The organism is Shinella zoogloeoides (genome assembly GCF_033705735.1).
Lineage (GTDB): Bacteria > Pseudomonadota > Alphaproteobacteria > Rhizobiales > Rhizobiaceae > Shinella > Shinella zoogloeoides_A.
In genome coordinates, this window is sequence record NZ_CP131131.1 from 1346059 (window position 1) to 1363939 (window position 17881).

The window sequence follows — 17881 nt, forward strand, 5'->3', positions numbered from 1 at the left end:
TGTGGATTTCTTTCGAGGCGCGCCTCGCTCCTGCCCGTGCCGTCGCTAGCGGCCGTTCGCCGCCCGGCTGCCGGCGATGGCCGCGTCGAGCCATCCCGCATCCATCTGCGGCACCGCGGAGAGAAGCTGGCGCGTATAGGGATGATCGGGAGCGGACATGACCGAGGCCTTCGGCCCCTGCTGCACGATCCGGCCCCGATGCATCACCACGACATGATCCGCGATGGCGTTCACGGTGGCGATGTCGTGGGTGATGAAGAGGTAGGACTTGTTCATCTCCTTCTGGAGCTTGAGGATCAGCTTGAGGATCTGCTCCTGCACCAGCTGGTCGAGCGCCGAGGTGATCTCGTCGCAGATGAAGACGTCGGGATCGGCCGCGATCGCCCGGGCGATGGAGACGCGCTGCTTCTGCCCGCCCGAAAGCTCGGAGGGAAAGCTGACGATATGGCGGTCGGACAATTCAACCATGTCGAGCAACTCGGCGACGCGAAGATCCCGGGCGCGCCCGCGCAGGCCGAGATGGAACGCCAGCGGCCGGCCGACGAGATCGAGCACGGTCTGCCGCGGATTGAGCGAGGTATCGGCCGACTGGTAGATCATCTGGATGCGGCGCAGCTGGTCGCGGCTGCGCTGCTTGAGGGAAGGCGCAAGCGCGGTTCCGTTCAGGCTCACGCTGCCCGCGGTCTGCGGGAGCAGGCCCGCTATGACGCGGGCGAGCGTCGATTTCCCCGAGCCCGATTCCCCGACGACGGCGACGGTCCGGCCGGCCGGCAGCGTGACGGAGATGTCGTCGAGCACCTTGAACGCGCCGTAATGGGCCTCGATGCCGGATATCTCGAGCATCGGCGCGGCGGGCGGCTCGGCCTGCTTCTCCATGGTGCGCACGGCCCAGAGCGAGCGCGTATAGGGCTGCTTCGGCGCCGAGAGCATGGTTTGCGTATCCGCCTCTTCCACCAGTCCGCCATGGCGCAGCACCATGATCCGGTGCGCCATCTGCGCCACCACGGCAAGGTCGTGGGTGATGTAGAGGGCGGCCGTGTGGTGCTCCTCGACGATCCGGCGGATCGAGGCGAGGACCTCCACCTGCGTCGTCACGTCGAGCGCCGTCGTCGGCTCGTCGAAGACGATGAGGTCCGGCCGGCAGGTCATCGCCATGGCGGTCATCGCGCGCTGCAGCTGGCCGCCAGAAACCTGGTGCGGGAAGCGCGTGCCGATGCTGTCCGGGTCCGGAAGCTGCATCTGCGCATAGAGGTCCTTTGCATTGCCGATGGCGGCGGCGCGCGAGGTCAGCCCCTCCCGCATCGCGCATTCGATCGTCTGGTCGATCAGCCTGTGCGCCGGGTTGAAGGAGGCGGCCGCGCTTTGCGCCACATAGGCGATCCGGTTGCCGCGAAGCTGCCGCCGGTATTCCTCGCTCTCCTTGAGGAGGTCGCGCCCGTCGAAGACGACGCTGCCGGCAGAAAAGCGGCAGCCGGAGCGCGCGAAGCCGAGGGCGGAAAGCCCGAGCGTCGATTTTCCGGCGCCCGATTCCCCGATGATGCCGAGCACCTCGCCGCGCTTGAGGCTGAGGCTGATGTCCCGGACGATCGGCTGCCATGCCCCGTCGCGCTCGGCCTCTATGGTGAGGTTGCGGATATCCAGCAGGGTCTCGCCGCTGCGGCGGCCGTCGGCGGCGGGGTTATTGGTCATTGCGCAGTCCGCTTGCAATGTCGAGGAACCAGTCGACGACGAAATTGATGCTGATCGTCAGGAGGGCGATGGCCGCGGCCGGCAGGAGCGGCGTGATGTCGCCATAGCTGATGAAGGTCGCGCTTTCCCGGACCATGGTGCCCCAGTCGGCCGAGGGCGGCTGGATGCCGAGGCCGAGGAAGGAAAGCGCCGAGATGGTGAGGAAGACGAAGCAGAAGCGAAGCCCGAATTCGGCGATCAGCATGGGAAGGATGTTCGGCAGGATCTCGCGGACGATGACCCAGGCCGTCCCTTCGCCGCGAAGGCTGGCGACCTCGATGAACTCCATGGCCGCGACGTTGCGGGCCGAGGAACGCGCGAGGCGGAAGATCTGCGTGGCGTTCAGGACGGCGATGATCAGGATGATGCTCGGGATGGACGAGCCGAACAGCGCCAGCAGGATGAGCGCGAAGATGAGCTGAGGAATGGCCATCAGCGTATCGGCAAGGCCCGACAGGAGATGATCGAGCCAGGCCGGCGATATGGCGGACAGGATGCCGAGCGTCCCGCCGAGCAGGAAGGCGATGGCGGTGGTGACGAAGGCGATGCCGACGGAGTTGCGCGCGCCGTAGATGAGGCGGCTCAGCACGTCGCGGCCGAGCTGGTCGGTGCCGAGCGGAAACGCCAGGCTCCAGGCCGAAAACGGCTCGTTCGACACGACGTCCGCCTCGCCATAGGGCGCAAGCAGCGGCGCGAAGATCGCAAGGACGGCATAGAGCAGGATGACGGCAAGGCCGAGCCAGGTGGTCCAGGATGCCTTTCTCAGCCCGGCGCGCAGCCATTCCATGCGGGAGCGCCGGTAGCGGACGATGCGGACGGGCGGGGATGTTTGGCTTGTCTGCATCGGGTCCCTCATCGCGGATGCGCCAGCCGGGGATTGGTCGCGATCGCGATGATGTCGGCCAGGAGATTGAGCAGGATGTAGGAGGCCGCGAAGATCAGGGCGCAGCCCTGCACCACGGGGATGTCGCGCGTGCGCACGGCATCGACCATCGCCTGGCCTATGCCGGGATAGACGAAGACGACCTCGACCACGACGACGCCGACGATGAGATAGGCGAGGTTGAACGCCACGACCGCCGCGATCGGCGCCCAGGCGTTGGGCAGCGCGTGCCGCAGGACGATGCGCCACGGCGGAACGCCCTTGAGCTTCGCCATCTCGATATAGGGATGGGCGAGCAGGCCGATGATGGCGGCCCGCGTCATGCGCATCATATGGGCGATGATGCCGAAGCTGAGCGTGAGGACCGGCAGCGCGATGCGCTGGAATATCTCGACCGCGCCCATGTCGGGCGTGATGCGGGCGAGCGAGTAGAAGACGGGGATCTTGACGGCCAGAAGCAGCATCAGGACATAGGCGACGAAGAATTCCGGAAAGGAGATGCTGGCGAGCGTCGCCGCGTTGAGCGCCTTGTCCAGCCAGCTGTTGCGCCGGATGGCCGCGACGATGCCGAGCGTCAGCGCGATGGGCACGGCGAAGAGCGCGGTGATGCCGGCGAGGAACAGGGTATTTTCCAGGCGCGGGCCGATGATGCCCGTCACGGTGCGCGGCGTTCCGCTTCCCGAGGAGAACGACAGGCCGAGATCGCCGGTGATCGCCCCGCCGATCCAGGTCGCGTAGCGCTGGATGGCCGGCTGGTCGAGCCCCAGCGCCTTCTGGAAGTTCGCGACCGTTTCCGGTGTCGCGGCGCGCCCGAGCGTCGTCTTCGCGAAATCGCCGGGCAGGACGGCGATGGCGGCGAAAATGATGAGCGACACGACGAACAGCGTCACGAAACCCGAGCCAAGCCGGGCGAGGATCGTTCTGAACAGTGGATTTGACAGGATGCCTGGATGCAATGGACGACCTTCCGGTGAAGCTGCGCGTCACCGCCCCCCGAAGGGGCGGCGACCGACGATGGTCAGGGCATGCCGGATGGCCTCAGGCCAGCCACCACCTTTCGGCCATCCGGAAGTTGTCGCATTGCAGCATGTTGCCGATCGGCCCGTGGCCGATCTTCTTCGACATGGCGTCGATGAACAGCGCATAGGCGATGACGAGCGCGCCGCCGTCGTCGTGCAGCAATTGCTGCATCTCGGCATAGATCGTCTGGCGCTTGGCCGTGTCCGGCTCGGCCCGCCCGAGCACCAGAAGCTCGTCGAAGCGTGCGTTCTTCCAGGCCGTGTCGTTCCACGGCGCGTTGCTGGCATAGGTGGTCGTGAAGAGAGAATCGCAGGTCGGCTTGCCCAGCCAGTCAACGCCGACGAAGGGTTTGTGCTGCCAGACATTGTCCCAGTAGCCGTCGTCGGCCTCGCGGATGACGTTGATCTCGATGCCGGCCTTGGCGGCGTGCTCCTTGAACAGGAGGGCGGCGTCGATGGCGTTAGGGAACGCCGTCTCGGCGACGGAGAGGTCGAGCGTGAGGCTGGTCAGGCCGGCCTTCGCCAAATGCTCCTTCGCCTTCTCGATATCGTAGCTGTGCACCGGTTCCGGATTGACGGCGAAGGCGATCTGCGGGGCGACGGGATTGTCGTTCGCCACCTTGGCATTGCCGAGGAAGGCCTTGTTGATAATGTCCTCGCGGTCGATCGCATATTTGATCGCCATCCGCACGTCGGGATTGTCGAAGGGGGCGACCGAGGTGTTCATGCTGAAGCTGAAGTGCCTGAGGCCGCTGACCTTCGAGATTTCGATCTCCGCGTTGCGCTCCAGAAGCTTCAGCGTCTTGATGTCGGCATCGACCATGTAGTCGATTTCACCCGTCAGGAGAGCGTTGGTGCGCGCCGCGACATCGATGATGTTGACGAATTCGACGGTGTCGAAATAGGGCTGGCCGGGCTTGTGGTAGTTCGGGTTGCGCTTCATCCGGACGCTGACGCCCGGCTGGGAATCCTCGATGATATAGGGGCCCGTCGCGACGCCGCGCGCCCAGTCCAGCCCGCCGCCGTCCTTGGCCGGCAGCACGACGAGGTGGCAGTCGGAGACGAGGTAGGGAAAATCCGCATTCCCGCCGGTGAGGGTGAAGACGATCGTATTGTCGCCGCCGTCCTTGATGTCCGCGATCCCCTCGACGAGCGCCTTCGCCGCCGAGCTCGACGACGGCCCCATGTGATGGCGGAAGGATTGGATCACGTCGTTCGCCGTGACCGGCTTGCCGTCATGGAACTGCAGGTTCTGCCGCAGCTTGAAGGTCCAGACCTTGAGGTCGTCGGATGCCGAGAAGCTCTCCGCGAGGTCGGGCGAAGCCGTTCCGTCGGCGGCAAGCTCGGTCAGCGCGTTGCAAAGCGTGCCGCCGAAGACGACCTGCGTGAACGAGTTCTGCCAGGTGGCAGGATCGAGCGAGTCCGTCTGCGCGCCGTCGTTGATGGCGAAGCGCACCGATCCGCCCTGCTTCGGCGCGGCATGGGCGGCGCGCATGCCCACCGGCAGCAATGACGCGCCGAGGACCAGGGCGCCGACCCCGCCGATGAATTGACGGCGCGTGGCCGACGGAAAGCCGGCCTGCTGCGGAAGGTCTTTCTTGTCCTGCATCTCGTTCCCCTTTTTTCTGACGATAAGCCTGATGCGGCAATGCGGCGGACGACCTCGATGCCAGGCATCGGGCGCCGGTACTTTTCGGCCTGGGCCGGGCAAGCTGCCAATGCCGCCAATCTCCGCACTCCCTTGCAAAGGAAACGCCGGCTGACCGCTCCATCCGGGATCACTATTATTGCACTAGATTGATTGGTCAATAAGATTTTGATCGATCAATCAATTTTATGATTCAAAAAACCATTTGACGACAGTTGGTTAGGCGATTAAGAAAAAATGCATGGCAAAAAAAATAAAAGAGATATCAAGTCAAAGTTCGGTGCGGCGCCAGCAGCTTCTGGATGCGGCGCTCAGTGTCGTGGCGCGCCGGGGGCTCTCGGGCATCACGGTCAACGACATCGCCGACGAGGCCGGATGCAGCTACGGGGTGATCGCGTTTCACTTCAAGACGAAGGAGCGCCTGCTCCTTGCCGTACTGGATCTGCTGGCCAGCAACTACGAGAAGATCTGGCTCGACGCGATGGCCTCCGCGGCGGCCTCGCCGGCCGAAAGGCTGCGGCTCCTCATCGACGTGGATTTCGATCCGCGCGTCGCCAAGACCAAGCACCTTGCCGTCTGGATGGCGTTCTGGGCGGAGGCGCCCCGCGTTCCCGCCTACAAGAAGCGGTGCAGCGAGCTGAAATACCGCTCGCTCGACACGATGGTGACCCTGGTCACCGAGCTTGCGGCCGAGCGTGCGGTCACGGTCGATGCCATGGCGATCGCCCGGGGGCTCTATGCCATTACGGACGGCTGCTGGATCTTCAGCCACGTGACCGGCGAGAACAGCCCGCAGATGCGCGAGCGCTCGCGTCAGGTCTGCCTCACCTTTCTTTCCGCGTTCTTCCCGTCCGACTTCGCCGAGGCCGGGCGGGCCGTTCCGGCCTAGGCGCGCCGCGCCCGGGCACGACGACAAGTAAAGACGAAGCCAGCGGCCGCGCACCACCATACCGGCCCGAACTATCGAATAGGAAAACATCATGTATGCCGAGACCGGATCGCAGTGGAACGTCGCCGAACTCGAAGATGCGGCGCATCGTCATCTGATCAGTCCCGCCGAGGAGATGTCGAAGCTGGGCACCTCCGGCGGCCGGCCGCTCTTCACCTCGGCCGACGGCATCTATATCCGCGACAGCCACGGCCGCACGCTGATCGATGGCCCCGGCGGCATGTGGTGCACGCAGGTCGGCTACAACAGCCAGCCGATCGCCGACGCCATCGCCGCCCAGGCCCTGCGCATCTGCTACAATTCCCCCTGGTATTCGATCAACGGGCCGGCATCGGAACTCGCGCGGCGGATCGCCGCCTTCGCGCCGGGCGATCTCGACCATGTGTTCTTCACCACCGGCGGCTCGTCGGCGGTGGATTCGGCCCTGCGCTTCATGCAGTTCTACAACAACGTGCTCGGCCGCCCCGACAAGAAGGCCATCATCTGCCGCATCGACGGCTATCACGGCAGCACGCACCTGACGGCGGCCTGCTCCGGCCGGGCCGGCAACCGGCCGAACTTCGACCTGGCGCTAGACAACGTCTCCTTCATCTCCGCGCCCAACGTCTTCCGCCGTCCGCGCGGCATGAGCGAAGAGGCCTTCCTCGACATGCTGGTGGCGGAATTCGAGGAACGGGTCGAGACGCTCGGCCCGGAAAATGTCGGCGCGTTCCTGGCCGAACCGCTGCTGGCCTCCGGCGGCATCCTCATCCCGCCGAAGGGCTACCACCGCCGCATCCTCGAAATCTGCCGCAGGCACGACATCCTCTACATCTCGGACGAGGTGGTGACGGGCTTCGGCCGCTGTGGCCACTGGTTCGCCTCCGAGGAGGTGTTCGACATCGTGCCCGATATCATCACCTTCGCGAAGGGCGTCACCTCGGGCTATGTCCCGCTCGGCGGCTTCGTCATCTCCGACGCCGTCCTCGCCCGCGTCAGCGGCGAGAACGCCAGGGGCAGCTTCTACACCAACGGCTATACCTATAGCGGCCATCCGGTGAGCTGCGCGGCGGCGCTGGCCAATATCGACATCATCGAGGAGAAGGGCCTTCTCGCCCATGTCCGCGAGATCGCGCCCTATTTCCAGGAAGAGATCCGCAAGCTCGGCGAGCTTCCCCTGATCGGCGATGCCCGCGGCACGGGCCTCGTCGCCTGCGTCGAATGTGTCACGGACCCCGATGCCGAGGAGGCGACGGACTTCGACAAGGAGGTGGCGCTGCGCGTCGACCGCTACTGCTACGAAGGCGGCCTCATCGTCCGGCCCATCGGCAGCATGTGCGTCCTGTCGCCGGCGCTGATCATCACGCGCGAGCAGATCGACGACATGATGGCCATCCTGCGCGGCAGCATCGTCCGCGTGCAGGACGAGCTCAAGGCGGAAGGGCGCTGGTAGGGCGCCCGCCGCATGCAGTCGCGCCGGGCGCCCGCCCGGCGCCCTCGTTCCTTCTCGGGGATATTACGATGGCCGCAACCCACGCCTCGCCCGCAGCCGCTACCGCCAGCAAGGACCCGCTGCTCCAGCCGCTGCGCATCAAGGGGCTCACCCTGCGCAACCGCATCATGAGCACCAGCCACGCGTCCTTCCTCGACGATGGCGGAATGCCGATGGAGCGCTACCAGCGCTACCATGAGGAAAAGGCCAAGGGCGGGCTTGCGCTGACCAGCTTCGGCGGCTCCTCGATGGTGGACGTGGATTCGAGCTGGGGCAATGGCGGCCAGCTCAACCTCGCGACGGATGCCGTAATCCCCCACCTCCAGGCGTTCTCGCAGCGCATCCACGCACATGGCGCCGCGCTGATGTGCCAGATCTCGCATCTCGGCCGCCGGGCGGATGCCACCACCCTCAACTGGCTGCCGGCGCTCGCCCCCTCCCGCTCGCGCGAGACGCAGCACCGGGCATTCTCGCGAGAAATGGACGAGCATGACATCCGGCGGATCGTCAAGGCCTATGGCGCGGCCGCCGAGCGATGCCGCGAGAGCGGCCTCGACGGCGTCGAGACGCTGACCGGCGGTCACCTCATCGGCCAGTTCTTTTCCCCGCGCACCAATTTCCGCTCCGACCGCTTCGGCGGCTCGGTGGAGAACCGCGTGCGCTTCGGCCTCATGGTCCACGAGGAGATCCGGCGCCGGCTCGGCGACGAGATGATCGTCAGCATGCGCTTCGTCATAGACGAGGCCAGCGAGGACGGCCTCAGCTTCGAAGACTGTCTGGAGATCGCGGCGATCTTCGAGCGCGAGGGACTGGTGGACGTCTTCAACTGCATCTTCGGCCGGATGGATACCGTCATCGCGCTCGCCGAGCACAACATGCCGGGCATGTCCCAGCCGCTGGCGCCGTTCCTGTCGCGGGTCGGCGCGTTCCGCCGGCATACGAATCTGCCGGTTTTCCACGCCGCGCGCATCACGGATATCGCCACCGCGCGCCACGCGATCCGCGACGGCCTGCTCGACATGGTGGCGATGACCCGCGCGCACATGGCCGATCCCCAGATCGTCAACAAGATCATGCGCGGCGAGGAGGACCGGATACGGCCCTGCGTCGGCGCGTCCTATTGCATGCACAAGAAGGTGAACTGCATCCACAATCCCGCCTCCGGGCGGGAGACCACGATGCCGCAGATCATCGCTCCCGCCGCGCGAAAGCGCCGGGTGGTGGTCGTCGGCGGCGGGCCGGCGGGGCTGGAGGCGGCGCGCGTCTCGGCCGAGCGCGGCCATGAGGTCCTGCTGTTCGAGGCCGGAAGCCAGCCGGGCGGGCAACTGCTTCTCGCCTGCCGCGCCCGCCAGCGCCGCGACCTGATCGGCATCATCGACTGGCGGACCGCCGAACTCGCCCGGCTCGGCGTGGAGATGCGCTGCGACACCTATGCGACCGCGGAGGACGTGCTCGCCGAAAACCCCGATGTCGTCATTGTCGCGACGGGCGGCCTGCCGGATGTCGACTGGCTCGACGGCGCGGAGCATTGCCAGACCGTCTGGGACGTCCTCAGCGCGACGACCGAGCGCTCGAGCGACATCATCGTCTATGACGGAACCGGCCGGCACGAGGGAATTTCCACGACGCTGCACCTGAAGGAACAGGGCTGCAACGTGCATCTCGTGACCATCGACGACAGCCTGGCGCAGGAGGTCGAATATTCGACGCGCGCCGTCTATCGCAAGCAGTTCCACGAGAGCGGTATCACCGCGACGATGGATCATCACCTCGTCAGGGTGAGCCGCAACGGCGCCAACGCGCTGACCGCCACCTTCCGCCACGAACTGACGGGCGATCTTCTCGACATGACCGCCTCGCAGGTGGTCGTCGAGCGGGGCACCATGCCGCTCGACGAGGTGTTCCACGACCTCAAGGATCGATCGGTCAACGAAGGCGTGACGGACCTCGAAGCATTGCTCGCCGGCACGCCGCAGCCGCGGCAGGGCGGCGCCGGCACCTTCGAACTGCACCGGATCGGCGACGCCGTCGCCAGCCGGAACGTCCATGCCTCGATCTACGACGCGATGCGTCTCTGCATGGTGCTGTGATGGGGCATGGTGCTGTGATGGGCGAGCCGCAAACCGTGCCGTTCGACGTCGCGGTCATCGGCGGCGGCATCACCGGGGCGAGCGCCGTAAACCATCTCGCCGCCGCGGGCTTCTCCACGGTCCTGCTCGAACGCGCGGATTTCGCCGGGGGAACGTCGAGCCGTTCCAGCCGGCTCCAGCATTGCGGGCTGACCTATTTCTCTCCGGGACGGTCGATCTGGAATTTCCTGCGAAACCCCCGCATGGCCATCGAGCATATGGAGCTGGCGCGGCGCGCGATGCGCGACCGCTCCGGCTTCGTCAGGGCAACGCCCGCGCGGGCGAGGGCGATCGGCTTCTACATGCCGCTCTACCTACGCGAGGGCATTCCGCTCTGGAAGGCCCGTCTCGGCTTTGCCCTGCTGCGCGCGCTCGATCCCGGCGGGGTACCGCTCGATTTCAAGCCGATGTCGGCGCGGGAGATCGCGGCGATGCCGGCGCTTTCGCATCTGCGCGACCGGCAGGACCTTTCCGGCGTCATCCGCTTCACCGAATACCAGTTCGACTGGCCCGAGCGCATATGCGTCGATACCGTGCTGAATGCCCGCGACCTTGGCGCCGTCACCCGCAACTATACCGAGGTCACGTCCGTTCGCCGTCAGCCGGACGGCCGCTGGCGGCTGGAACTCCTGGACAGGCGCACGCAGGCCCGCGAGACGCTGGAGGCGCGCGCCGTCGTCAACGCCGCCGGAGCCTGGGTCGATGCCATCGCCGCGGCCTCTGGCCTGCCGGTGCCGAAAATCAACCAGGGCCTCAAGGGAACGAATGTCGTGGTCCGCCTGCCGCCGGAATTCCGCGGCATCGCCATCGAGACGGCATTGCCGAACGGCGATCCCTTCTATGTCATTCCCTGGCGGGACCTCCACTATTTCGGCCCGCGCGACGAGCCGCACGAGCCCGAAGCCGCCGGCTTCAGGGCCGATGAGGCGACCATCCGGGGGCTCCTCGAGGATTTCAACTCGGTCTTCCCGGATATCACGCTGAGCCGCAAGGACGTGCTCTACAGCTGGGCCGGGGTGCGCCCGCGCACGGCCCGCGCCGGCTACCCGGACGGCTGCGAGGCGGTGCTGCTGCACGACATGGCGCAGCACGGCGCGCCCGGTTATTTCGTCTATACCGGCGGGCTCATCATGACGCACCGCCATGCCGGCGCGAGCATCGCGAAGGCGCTCTCCGGCCGGATGGCGCCGAGCGGCCCCGCGCGGGCGATCTCCCATGCCGCCCGGCAGTTCCCGCAGGCGGCCGGCGCCGGCATCTCCACAGGCGGAGAGGCGATCCCTCTGGATCACCTGCGGTTCTCCGCCGCGCACGAACAGGTCGTCAATCTCGACGACCTGATGTTCCGCCGCTTTCCCATCGGCTGGTCGGAGGGCATGGGGCTCGACGTTGCCGAGGCGGTGGCCGAGGGCGTCAGCGACGTCATGGGCTGGTCGCCCGCAGAGGTCGGCGCGCAGGTCCGGCGCTACCGCGCGCAGGTCGCGCAAGATTTCGGAGTGGGGGAGCCATGCGCCTAGTCGACGGTCACGACGTTCATCGCCTTCTCGATTATCCGGCGCTCGTCGCGGCGCTTCGCAAGGCCCATCTCGGCGCCATGCCCGATGCCGGCGAGCTCTATATGGGCGAGCCCGGCGCGCCGGACGGCGGCCGCGGGCTCATCATGCTGCCGGCCTGGAGCCGCGGGGAGATGCTGGGGGCCAAGCTCGTCAGCATCTTCCCCGGCAATCCGCAGGCGACGCCGCCGCATCCCGCCAACCAGGGCCTCTATGTCGCCTTCGACGGCGTGACCGGCGCGCCGGCCCTGGTCGCCGACGGAACCGCGCTGACGCTGCGCAAGACCGCCGCCGATTCCGCCCTCGGGGTGGACCTCCTCGCAGGGCCGGACGCCGCCACGCTGCTCGTCTTCGGCGCGGGCGCGCTCGTTCCCCATGTCGTCGAAGCCATCGTCAGCGTGCGACCGGCGATCCGGCATGTCTGGATCTGGAACCGCACCGCCGACAAGGCCCGGCAGGTCGCGGCCGGCATGCGCATGGACGGCGTGCGGATAGAGGCCGTGGACGATCCCGACGCCGTCCTGCCGCTGGCCGACATCGTCTCGAGCGCCACCATGGCAACGACGCCGCTCGTCAAGGGCGCGCTCCTGAAGGAGGGATGCCATGTCGACCTCATCGGCGGCTGGCGGCCCGACATGCGCGAATCCGACGACGACGTCATTCGCCGCGCCACGCTCTTTGCCGATACGCGCGATCTCTGCCGCGATTGCGGCGACTTCCTCCAGCCGGTCGAAAAGGGCCTGATGACCTGGGCGAGCATCCGGGCGGACCTGTTCGACCTGTGCCGCGGCTCGGAAGAGGGGAGGCGGTCCGCCGGCGAGATCACGCTGTTCAAGAATGCGGGCGGCGCCCATCTCGACCTCTTCACCGCGCAGGAACTCCTGCGTAGGGTGCGGTCGGAAACCGAATATTGATGCCACACGAAGGACGAAGGCCATGATCGACAGGACGGATTTCTACATCGACGGCAAATGGGTCGCGCCCGAGGCGGCAAGGCCGCTGCCGGTGATCAACCCCGCGACGGAGGAAGCCTATGCCACGATCTCGGCCGGCTCCGCCGCCGATATCGACAAGGCGGTGGCGGCGGCCCGCAAGGCTTTCGAGACCTGGAGCCGCACGACGCGGGAGGAGCGCCTTGCCGCGATCGAGAGGATCGTCTCGATCTACCGGGCGCGCAGCGAGGAAATGGCCGAGACCATCTCGAAGGAGATGGGCGCCCCGATCCGGCTGGCGCGCGACGCGCAGGCGGCCGCCGGCCTCTTCCACATGGAGGCGTTCGTCAGGACGCTGCGGTCCTTCGCCTTCGAGCATCCGCTCGACGAGGCGAACCCGCAGGAAAGGATCGTCTACGAGCCCATCGGCGTCTGCGGGCTGATCACGCCCTGGAACTGGCCGATGAACCAGATCGCCCTGAAGGTGATCCCGGCGATCGCCGCCGGCTGCACCGTCATCCTGAAGCCGTCCGAGATCGCCCCGATGTCGGCGATGCTGTTCGCGCAGATCGTCGACGAGGCGGGGCTGCCGGCCGGCGTCTTCAACCTCGTGAACGGCGAGGGCCATGTCGTCGGCGAGGCGCTTTCCGCCCATCCCGACGTGGACATGATGTCGTTCACCGGTTCGACGCGCGCCGGCATGGCCGTGTCGCGGGCAGCGGCGGCGAACATCAAGCGGGTCTCGCTGGAGCTCGGCGGCAAGTCCCCCAACCTCGTCTTCGCCGATGCCGACCTCGAGGACGCCATCGGCCGCGGCCTTGCCCATTGCTTCCAGAACACCGGCCAGTCCTGCAACGCGCCGACGCGCATGCTCGTGGAGCGGCCGGTCTATGACGAGGCGGTGAGGCTCGCGGCCGGGATCGCCGAAGGCTATGCCGTCGACGATCCCGCGAAGGACGGCAGCCATATCGGCCCGCTCGTCTCCGAGGCGCAGTTCCACAAGGTGCAGACGCTGATCGAGGCCGGCATCGCCGAGGGCGCGAGGCTCGTGGCCGGCGGGCTCGGCCGGCCGGAGGGGCTGGAGCGCGGCTATTTCGTCCGCCCGACGGTCTTCGCCGACGTCCATAACGGGATGACGATCGCCCAGGAGGAGATTTTCGGGCCGGTGCTGGTCATGATCCCCTTCGACAGCGAGGACGAGGCCATCGGCATCGCCAACGACACGCCCTATGGCCTGTCCGGCTACGTCCAGACCGGTGACCCGGAAAAGGCCCGGCGCGTCGCCCGCCGCATCCGCGCCGGCATGGTGCAGATCAACGGCCGGAGCCGCCCCGCCGGAAGCCCCTTCGGCGGCTTCAAGCAGTCCGGCAATGGCCGGGAAGGCGGCAAATGGGGGCTGGAGGACTTCCTGGAGGTCAAGGCGATCAGCGGCTAGCGCCCGTCCGGAATCAGTGAATCGATTGCGATCGCCTATCTTGGAGGCTGCGGGCGAAGGGTATCGCCCGCTTGCCCCTCTTGCCTATCTGAGCGTGACCCGCCGAAGCCTGACGATCGAATGATATATCACTCGTTTGAAAATGCGGGTGGATCACGCCCCAATGGCAAAGATGGTCAAAGGCAGGGAACAACCAACGATCAAGCTGCCCGCTTCGCCATCGCAAACAGCAATTTTCGCAACCGATGGCGCAGATGCGTGAAATCCTCGCGCTCGGTCTGCTCGATGCTGCGCGGGTGTGGAATATCCACGTCGATGATCTCCGCGATCCGTCCCGGATGCGGCGAGAAGACGACGATGCGGTCGGCAAGCAGCATCGCCTCGTCGATATCGTGCGTCACGAAGACCACGGTCTTCCTGTCCTCGGCGCACAGGTCGAGAAGCAGCGTCTGCATCTCCACCCGCGTCAGGGCGTCGAGCGCCCCGAAGGGCTCATCCATCAGGAGGATGCGCGGATCGACCGCAAGGGCCCTTGCGATCGCGACACGCTGCTGCATGCCGCCCGACAGTTGCGAGGGATAGGATCCGGCGAACTTGCCGAGCGATACCTTCTCGAGCATCGTCGCCACCTTCTCGTCCCGCCGCGCCTTGCCTGCCTTCGCAAGATCGAGGCCGAAGCCGATATTCTCCGCGACGCTCAGCCAGGGAAAGGACGTATAGGACTGGAACACCATGCCGACGGACGGATCGCGCCCCTCGACCGGCCGCCCGCCGACGCTGATGCCCCCTTCGCTCACCGCGCTGAGGCCGGCGATCATGCGCAGGAGCGTAGACTTGCCGCAGCCGGAAGGGCCGAGGAAGACGACGAATTCGCCGTCCCGGATCGTCAGGGAGACCTTTTCGAGGGCGGTGACCATGGTCGCGCCCTCCCCGAAGGTCTTGGTGACCTGATGGATGTCGATGGCATTCGGCATGTCGGACCTCAGCTTCTTGCGCGCTGCAGATAGGGGAAGAGATAGCGGGCGCCCAGATTGAACAGCAGGTCGCTGATCAGGCCGATGCAGCCGATCGACAGGATGCCGACGAAGATCGTGGCGGTATCCATGAAGCGGGAGGCATTGAGGATGACATAGCCGACGCCGCTGGAGGCCGCGACGATTTCCGCGATCACGATATAGGTCCAGGCCCAGCCGAGCACGATCCTGAGATCGTTGAAGATCGACGGCTTGGCGGCCGGCAGGATCACCTTGAAGATGAGCTGGCCGGGCTTCGCGCCGAGCATGATCGCCGCCTCGATGAGCGCGATGGGAACAGACAGCGTGCTGACCATGACCATCAGGCAGAGGGTGAAGAAGGTGCCGACGAAGATCACCGAGAACTTCTGCGTGTCGTCGATCCCGAGCCAGAGCACGAGGAGCGGGATGAAGGCGGTGGCGGGCATGTAGCGCGTGAACGCCAGGCACGGCTCCAGCAGCGAACGGAAGAACTGCACCGAGCCCATCAGCAGGCCGAGCGGAACCGCGATGGCGGCGGCCAGGCAAAAGCCGACGAGCACGCGGTATATGCTGACGGCGATGTCCCACAGGAAGCCGTTGTGGACATACATTGTCCATGCGGTCGCAACGACCTGCATCGGCTGCGGCAGGAAGAAATCGCTCACCAACCCCGTGCCGGATATGAGCGCCCATGCCGCCAGGATCAGAAGGAAGAAGGCGACGGAGAGGCTTGTCGTCGTCCGGGCCGCAAGCGGCTTGCGGATGGCGAAATATCTCTGCCGCTTCGGCCGGGCGGCGGCGGTCCGGGCTGCTGCGAGCCCGGCCGCCGGTGCGGTATCGTTGAGCGCGTTCATGCCCTTGCGCCTCACTGCCCGAGCGCCGCGTCGAGCGGGCCGACGTCGACGACGCCACTTGCGGCGAAATCGTCCTTCAGGAGGCCGGCCTGCTTGTAGAAGGCGATGCCGCGCTCGGTGACGTCGACCACCTGCCCTGCCTTGGCCGCAGAACCGATATAGTCCCGGTTCTTCTCCCGGGAGACGAATTCGAGCCCGGCCAGCGAGGCGTTGAATTCATCGGCGCCGATGCCGAGCGCCTTCGCCATCACGGCATTCGCCTCGTCGGGAGACGACTTCCAGTAGTCGTAGGCTTCGAAATAAGCCTTGATGAAGTTCTTGATGTCGTCCGGCCGCTCCTTGATCACATCCGAACGGAAGGCCACGGTATCGACGATCAGGCCCGGCTTGTCGGCCGTGCTGGCGAGAATATGGCCGCCTCGTTCCTTGGCCTTCGACAGCCACGGATCCCAGGTGGCGGCCGCATCCAGCCGGCCGGCCGCGAAGGCCGCGCCGGCATCCCCCGCGCGCATGGACTGGAGGTTTACGTCCTTCGTCGTCATGCCGTTGTCGGCCAGCATGTTGAGCATGAAGAAATAGGTGCTGGACCCCTCCTCCGCGCCGAGCTTGCGCCCCTTGAGGTCCGCGATGGTCTTCACGTCGCCGGCCGCGACGATGCCCTCCCCGCCCTTCGAGAAATCGACCGCCAGCACCTGTTTGATGCCGAGCTTGTCCGCATTGTAGAAGATGAACGTGTCGACCGTCGTCGCCCAGCCGTCGAGGCGGCCGGTTGCGATGGCCGCCGCCGTCGAAGGCTTGTCCTGGACGGTCAGCAGCGAAACGTCGACGCCGTTCTCCTTGAAGAATCCCTTCTGGTCCGCAAGATGGAGCAGGCCATAGCCCACCCAGGTCGTCATGCCGACATTCAGCGGCTTGGTCTCGGCCGACGCCATCGACGCCGTCAGACATGAAAATACCAGCATCGTGCTTGCGATGAGCGTGCGCATTCGTGATCCCCTTGGCGAGCTTTTGCTTCTGGTTGGAAAGCTGTGTTTCAGCACGAGGATCGGACCACAGCCCGGCGCGAACTTTAAGCGAATGTTCGTCATCGATTTATGCACGATGTCGTTTAATCCGCCGTGCAACGCCGCTCTTCTTCGACATTCGGCATGAATGCGAAACGGCCGCCCGGAAACCGGGCAGCCGCTTCGGATTGTCTGGAATAGCCTGCCCCCTTCAGGGCGCTTGGAGAACCCCAGTATCGAGGAACGTCTCGATGGCGTTGCACCAGGGGGCGATGTCGATGCCGTTCGCCGCCAGCCAGTCCGCATTGAAATACGTCCCGGAATAGCGGTCGCCGCTGTCGCAGATCAGCGTGACGAGCGAGCCTTCGCGGCCTTCCTTCATCATGCTGTCGGCAATCGAGATGAGGCCGAAGAAGTTCGCGCCCGTCGAGGCGCCGACCCGGCGGAACAGCCGGTCGGACAGCACATGCGCGGCGGCGATGGAGGCCGCGTCCGGCACCTTGATCATGTGATCGATGACCGTCGGGATGAAGGACGGCTCGACGCGCGGCCGGCCGACCCCCTCGATGCGCGACGGCGTCGTGCAGGTCGTTTCCATGTCGCCGCTCTTCCAGGCGTCGTAGAACACCGAGTTCTCGACATCCGTCACGCAAAGCCGCGTCGCGAGGTTGCGGTAGCGGATATAGCGCCCGATGGTCGCCGAGGTGCCGCCGGTCCCCGCCCCCATGATCACCCAGGCCGGCACCGGATGGGCTTCCCGCTCCATCTGGCCGAAGATGCTCTCGGCGATGTTGTTGTTACCGCGCCAGTCGGTGGCGCGCTCGGCATTGGTGAACTGGTCGAGATAATGGCCCTTCGTCTCCGCCGCGATGCGCGCCGCCGTCTCGTAGACCTCGCCCGGCTTGTCGACGAAGGCGCAGCGCCCGCCGAAGCGCTCGATGACGTCGATCTTCGTGCGGCTGGTGCTGCGCGGCATGACGGCGATGAAGGGCAGGCCGAGCAGGTTGGCGAAATAGGCCTCGGAAACCGCCGTCGAGCCCGACGAGGCCTCGACCAGCGTGGTGCCCTTGCAGATGCGGCCGTTGCAGATGCCGTAGAGGAAGAGCGAGCGGGCCAGCCTATGCTTCAGGCTGCCGGTCGGATGGGTGCTCTCGTCCTTGAGATAGACCGAGATGCCCTTCAGCCCCTTGAAGACCGGATTGACGAGGTGGGTGTCGGCCGAGCGGCGGGCATCGCCCTCCAGCATGCCGATGGCCGCGCGCGCCCAGGCGCGGTCGGCGCAAT

General features: G+C 66.2%; 14 protein-coding genes. 6 read left to right on the forward strand and 8 right to left on the reverse strand.

All coding sequences use genetic code 11. The features are described from left to right. Positions 1-45 precede the first annotated feature (45 nt). From ShzoTeo12_RS23930 to ShzoTeo12_RS23945, 4 genes are all read right to left on the reverse strand, one after another. Positions 46-1689, reverse strand: coding sequence for an ABC transporter ATP-binding protein (locus tag ShzoTeo12_RS23930; protein ID WP_318912766.1), 1644 nt, complete (start codon positions 1687-1689; stop codon positions 46-48). After that, positions 1679-2572, reverse strand: a complete 894-nt coding sequence (locus ShzoTeo12_RS23935; RefSeq protein WP_318912767.1) for an ABC transporter permease — start codon at positions 2570-2572, stop codon at positions 1679-1681. Before ShzoTeo12_RS23935 ends, ShzoTeo12_RS23930 begins: the two co-directional genes overlap by 11 nt. Before the next feature lie 8 nt (positions 2573-2580). Then, on the reverse strand, positions 2581-3501 hold the full coding sequence (locus ShzoTeo12_RS23940) for an ABC transporter permease (RefSeq protein ID WP_318912768.1): 921 nt from the start codon (positions 3499-3501) through the stop codon (positions 2581-2583). Positions 3502-3649: 148 nt separating this feature from the next. Further along, on the reverse strand, positions 3650-5239 hold the full coding sequence (locus ShzoTeo12_RS23945) for an ABC transporter substrate-binding protein (protein ID WP_318912769.1): 1590 nt from the start codon (positions 5237-5239) through the stop codon (positions 3650-3652). Between the two features lie 319 nt (positions 5240-5558). Here ShzoTeo12_RS23945 and ShzoTeo12_RS23950 point away from each other — a divergent pair, with 319 nt between their 5' ends. The 6 genes from ShzoTeo12_RS23950 (at position 5559) to ShzoTeo12_RS23975 (ending at position 13744) form a co-directional block, all read left to right on the forward strand. Continuing rightward, the gene (locus tag ShzoTeo12_RS23950; RefSeq protein WP_318912770.1) at positions 5559-6167 is read left to right on the forward strand and encodes a TetR family transcriptional regulator C-terminal domain-containing protein; all 609 of its coding nucleotides are present in this window, start codon (positions 5559-5561) and stop codon (positions 6165-6167) included. A 91-nt stretch (positions 6168-6258) separates the two neighbouring features. Then, on the forward strand, positions 6259-7659 hold the full coding sequence (locus tag ShzoTeo12_RS23955; protein WP_119255495.1) for an aminotransferase: 1401 nt from the start codon (positions 6259-6261) through the stop codon (positions 7657-7659). A 68-nt stretch (positions 7660-7727) separates the two neighbouring features. Continuing rightward, a complete protein-coding gene (locus tag ShzoTeo12_RS23960) occupies positions 7728-9788 on the forward strand; it encodes an NADH:flavin oxidoreductase (protein WP_318912771.1) in 2061 nt (686 codons plus the stop codon). A gap of 17 nt (positions 9789-9805) precedes the next feature. After that, positions 9806-11341: an FAD-dependent oxidoreductase gene (locus ShzoTeo12_RS23965; protein WP_318912772.1), complete on the forward strand. Its 1536-nt coding sequence runs from the start codon at positions 9806-9808 to the stop codon at positions 11339-11341. Further along, a complete protein-coding gene (locus ShzoTeo12_RS23970) occupies positions 11332-12291 on the forward strand; it encodes an ornithine cyclodeaminase (protein WP_318912773.1) in 960 nt (319 codons plus the stop codon). The genes ShzoTeo12_RS23965 and ShzoTeo12_RS23970 overlap by 10 nt, the downstream gene beginning before the upstream one ends. 22 nt (positions 12292-12313) lie before the next feature. Next, positions 12314-13744, forward strand: a complete 1431-nt coding sequence (locus tag ShzoTeo12_RS23975; protein ID WP_318912774.1) for an aldehyde dehydrogenase family protein — start codon at positions 12314-12316, stop codon at positions 13742-13744. A 200-nt stretch (positions 13745-13944) separates the two neighbouring features. On the opposite strand, the gene ShzoTeo12_RS23980 is transcribed toward ShzoTeo12_RS23975, so the two are convergent. From ShzoTeo12_RS23980 to ShzoTeo12_RS23995, 4 genes are all read right to left on the reverse strand, one after another. Beyond that, complete coding sequence (locus tag ShzoTeo12_RS23980; RefSeq protein WP_119255490.1) at positions 13945-14718, reverse strand: ABC transporter ATP-binding protein; 774 nt, start codon at positions 14716-14718, stop codon at positions 13945-13947. An 8-nt stretch (positions 14719-14726) separates the two neighbouring features. Next, the gene (locus tag ShzoTeo12_RS23985; RefSeq protein WP_318912775.1) at positions 14727-15593 is read right to left on the reverse strand and encodes an ABC transporter permease; all 867 of its coding nucleotides are present in this window, start codon (positions 15591-15593) and stop codon (positions 14727-14729) included. Between the two features lie 11 nt (positions 15594-15604). Beyond that, positions 15605-16579, reverse strand: coding sequence for an ABC transporter substrate-binding protein (locus ShzoTeo12_RS23990; protein WP_318912776.1), 975 nt, complete (start codon positions 16577-16579; stop codon positions 15605-15607). 229 nt (positions 16580-16808) lie between these two features. After that, on the reverse strand, positions 16809-17843 hold the full coding sequence (locus ShzoTeo12_RS23995; protein ID WP_318914360.1) for a PLP-dependent cysteine synthase family protein: 1035 nt from the start codon (positions 17841-17843) through the stop codon (positions 16809-16811). Positions 17844-17881: the final 38 nt, after the last annotated feature.